Source organism: Azospirillum mesophilum, from assembly GCF_053470405.2.
Genome location: NZ_JBPXMQ020000090.1, coordinates 1 through 4,475, shown reverse-complemented (window position 1 = coordinate 4,475; position 4,475 = coordinate 1). Strand labels below are relative to the sequence as shown.

The 4,475-nt window shown below is 70.7% G+C and carries 2 protein-coding genes and 1 pseudogene; all 3 read left to right on the top strand.

Annotated elements, in window-relative coordinates; genetic code table 11:
- Positions 1-556: 556 nt before the first annotated feature.
- On the top strand, positions 557-2,917 hold the full coding sequence (locus ACSVC7_RS32415; protein WP_448208718.1) for a DEAD/DEAH box helicase: 2,361 nt from the start codon (positions 557-559) through the stop codon (positions 2,915-2,917).
- Positions 2,918-2,945: 28 nt separating this feature from the next.
- The gene (locus ACSVC7_RS32410) at positions 2,946-4,109 is read left to right on the top strand and encodes a hypothetical protein (protein WP_448208719.1); all 1,164 of its coding nucleotides are present in this window, start codon (positions 2,946-2,948) and stop codon (positions 4,107-4,109) included.
- 143 nt (positions 4,110-4,252) lie between these two features.
- Positions 4,253-4,360 (top strand): annotated as a pseudogene (locus ACSVC7_RS32405) (IS630 family transposase); the annotation flags it as partial.
- Positions 4,361-4,475: the final 115 nt, after the last annotated feature.

Sequence of the window (4,475 nt, the reverse complement as noted above, 5' to 3'; positions counted from 1 at the left end):
CCGGCAAGGCCAATCCGCCTGGACCGCCATCCGCGACCTGATCGACGGAACCTTCGTCGTCGCCTGACCACTTACCAGCCGCCAGCCAGGTGAGCAGTTACCCCTGATCGACCACGCACATGACCACCTCCCAATTTCCACCACCTTGACGGACGTGATCCCGGCGTTCGGCGCGCCGACGCCTTCCACCCCTCAATGGCCTCGTCCGAAAACCAGACCGTCAGGCTGCCGCGATGGCGCAGGGCGATGTCATACTCGGACCAATTCGTCACGGTGCGCTTCGCTCGCGGAATGTAATGGCGACGACCGGCATTGGCCTTGTGCGGCATAACGGGCGACCAGATCAGAGACGGGGGCGTGACCTACGACACCCACTGCATCCATGCAACACGGCGCCGGCGTGGCGAAAGGGCCGCGCCGGTCGACTTTTCCGTCAGTGCGGTGCGGCGCCGTCGTCCTTCCCCGCGTCGGAATGCCGGCTGGACTTGACGATGAGGATCGCCATGATGCCCGGACCGACGCAACCGGGCGAACCCACGATGCCGGGACGGGAGTCATGGAGAAGCGCAGCCTCATGAGCATGGAAGGCGCCGGGGAGAACGGCCCGCGGTCGGCCGACGAGTGGGAAGAGGCCATCTACGCGGCCTTCGACCGGCGCGATCCCCATCCGCTCGCCCTGGCGGAGGAGGCTCTGCGCGCATGCCCCGGCGATTACGTCGTCCTCAGTCTGGCCGCCACGGCGGCCCTGGTCGAGGCGAAGCCCGACCGCGCGCTGGTGTTCCTGAAGCGGCTGTCGAAGCGCTATGAGGACACCGAAACCCACCACCTTCTGCACGGCCTTGCCCTGGCCCATAAGGGAAACCTGATGGGGGCGCGCCGGCTGCTCGAACGGTACGGGCTGCTGCGCTATTCCGACGCGATGCAGTACTTTCCCGGTGGCGGGGCGCTCGGGCTGTGGCTGAACCAGTGGCTGGCGACGATCCGTGGCGACCCGCTGCCCGGACGCAAGAAGGCCGCCGCGGCTTCCGGCGCTTCCGGCAAAGGGGTAACGGCGGCAAAGGCCAAGGCGGCAGCGGCCCACAAGGGCGCCCCGGGCAAGCCCGCGAAGGCCAAGCCGGCGCCGACGGCCACCACCCCACCATTGGCCCCGCCACCAGCCCCGGCGCCCGCCGGGCTTCCCCGGCTGGAGGTGTCGATCCCGATCAGCCTGACGTTCGACGCGGCGGGGGACGGCGACCCGACCGGCGTGGACGAGGCCGACGGCGGCTGGTTCCGCCTGCGCGAGAGTTTCGTCCATCTCGGGCTGGCCCAGGGCTTCGACGAACTGCTTTGCCTGCCCCACCTGACCGGCGTGCAGACCCACTGGTACCAAGTCGAGACGGTGCGCAAGGTGCTGAAGCGCTTCCGGGGCCGCGTCCTGCTCGCCGACGAGGTCGGGCTGGGCAAGACCATTGAGGCCTGCATGGTGTTGAAGGAGTATCTGCTGCGCGCCATGGCCGAGCGGGTGCTGATCCTCGTCCCCGCCTCGCTGGTCGGGCAGTGGCGCGAGGAGCTGGAGAGCAAGTTCGCCATCGCCTGCGCCACCACCCACGATCCGCTGCTGCGCGAGGACCCGGAGCGCTTCTGGGCGCAGCCGCGCATCGTCGCCTCGCTGGCTGTGGCCCGCCGGCGCGAGCATGCCGAGCGGCTGAAGGCTCTGGCCTACGACCTCGTCATCGTCGATGAGGCGCACCACCTGCGCGACCGCGCCAGCCAGAGCCACAAGCTGGTGGACGCGCTGAACAAGCGCTTCCTGCTTCTGCTGTCGGCGACGCCCGTACAGAACAGCCTGATCGAGTTGTACAACCTGCTGACCCTGCTGAAGCCCGGCATCGTCAAGACGCAGAAGGAGTTCCGCGCCGCCTACATGGCCGCCGGCAAGCCGCGCCAGCCGGCCAACCCGGACCGGCTGCGCGCGCTGATGCGCGACGTGATGATCCGCAACACCCGCGCCGTGGTGGCGTTGCGCCTGCCGCGCCGACAGGCCGCCACGCTGCGCGTGGAGGGAACGGAGGCCGAGCGCGCCGCCTACGCGGCGACCGAGGCGATGGCCCGCCGGCTGGCCGAAGGGGAGGGCGGGGGACGCCACCGGTTGGCGGTGCGCCACCTGCTGGAGGCCGCGGGGTCATCGCCCGCAGCGGCCGCCGCCGCTGCGCGGCGCAACGCCGCACGCCACCCGGACGCTGCCGCTTGGACCGATCTGGCGGAGCGCTGGGACGGCGTGACGCGGGGCGCCAAGGAAACGGCGCTCCTCGACCTGCTGCGCCGGAACCTGGACGAGAAGAAACTGGTGTTCATCCACCACCGCGAAAGCCTTGCCCACGTCGCGGAACTGCTGGAGGCGGCAGGCATCCCCTTCGCCCGCTTCGCCGGCGACCTGTCCGGGCCGGACAAGGACGCCGCGGTGGCCGCTTTCCGCGACCGGGTGCCGGTGCTGCTGTGCACGGAATCCGGCGGCGAGGGACGCAACCTGCAATTCTGCAACACGCTGATCAACTTCGACATTCCCTGGAACCCGATGGCCATCGAGCAGCGCATCGGCCGCATCGACCGCATCGGGCAGGAGCGCGAGGTGTTCATCTTCAATCTGGCGACCGCCGGCACGCTGGAGGATTGCGTGCTGCGCATCCTGGACGAGAAGATCAACATGTTCGAGCTGGTGGTCGGTGAGGTCGGGGCGATCCTGGGCGAGCTGGAGGAGGAGCGCGACTTCGCCGAGCTGGTGCTGGACGCTTGGCTGGCGACCACGGAGGCCGGCGCGGGCAAGGCCGGGGAAGGCTTCGACGCGCTGGGCGAGCGCATCACAAAGGCGCGGCGCCAGTACGAGGATGTGAAGGTGTTGGACGACGCCCTGTTCGGCGAAGCGTTCGAGTCCTGACGGGCGGATCGAAGGAGAACACCGGACCATGGCGGACCTGCGCGATTTCATGGCCGACCTTCTGGAGCGCGAGGGTGCGGCGGTGGACCCCGCCGGCCCCGACCTGCTGGAGGTGCTGGCGCCGCCGCCCTTGCGCGAGCGTCTGGGCCTGCCGGAGATGGCGCTGCTGGCCTTCGGGGCGGAGCGTCCGGCCGGGGCGGTGCCGGTCGGGCTGGACGGCGACTGGCTGGAACGGGTGGGGGCGCTGCTCGGTGAAAGGGGCCGTCGGGCGGTGCGGATGGTGGTGCCGGAGGTGCCTCCGCCCGCCGACCCGGAACGGCTGCTCGGGCACGCGCTGGACCTGCCGAACGCGGTCTGGCGCCTGAAGGGGGCGGCGCCGGCCTGGACGCGCTACCGGCTGCTGAGCTTCCGCTACACCGCGCTGTCGGACGAGAAGCGCGAGGGGGTGCTGCGGCTGGGGCTGAACATGGCGACCGGGGCGCTGCTGGATGGGGAGCAGGCGGCACTGTGGGACCGCCTCGCCGCCGACCCCGACTGGCGGGTGCCGACGGCCGAGGCGTTGCGCGCCGCCCCATCGCCCTGGCCGGCGGAGCGCGTGGACGCCCTGGTGCGCGCGGCCCTGCCGCCGCGCCTGTCCGCCCATCTGGCGCCCTTCCTGCGCAGCCTGCGCCGGCGGCTCGACCGTGATCGGGACCGGCTTCACGAGTACCACCAGGACCTGCACCGGGAAGCCACCAAGCGCCTCGCCGCCGCCCGCGACGACGCGGAGCGCCAGCGGGAAACGGCGCGCCTGGAGGCGATCGCCCGCGAATACGCCGGCAAGCTGGACGACCTGCGCCACAACTACGCGCTGGCGCTGACGGTGGAGCGGGTGCAGGCGCTGGACCTGATCCTGCCGGTGCACCGCCTGTCGGTGCTGATCCGCCGGCGCAAGGGGGAGCGGGTGGTGAGCCTGGACTGGAACCCGCTGCTGCGCCAGCTCGACCCGCCGCCGGTGGAGGCCGGGGCCGGGCTGGAGCGGGCGCGTCTGGTCTGCGACGAGCGGCTGCACCTGACCGACGTTGCGGCGCAGGGGCCGTGCCCGTCCTGCGGCAAGCCCTTCTGCCGCGCCTGCCACGCGCGGGCCTGCCCGAAGTGCGGCCATTCGGTCCAGGCCGGGGACGACGCGGTGTTCGGAGGTTTGACGGTGTGATGGAGATCGGAAACCGTTGCAGGAACGAGGGAGAACAGAAGCGCCGGTCCCCGCGGGGGCACTGATGTTTGAACCGGGGCCGTTGCCAGGGCGGTGTGATCCAACCAAACGGGCCGCCTTCGGGAAACTCGGTGCGGTTCACCTGGTTGGAGACGCACCCGCGTTGGGTCTTCCACTTCACGCCGACTTCGGCGTCGTGGCCGAACGCCGTGGTGGGCTTCTTCACCAAGCTGACGACCAAACACCTGCGCTGGGCAGCTTCCACGTAACTACTCACGGGGCTGGCTGAGCCTGGGCTGTTGTCGAGGCGCTGCGCGCATTGGGGGTGGTTGGCGATCCGGTGTTGCGTTTGGTTGGCCGGACGTG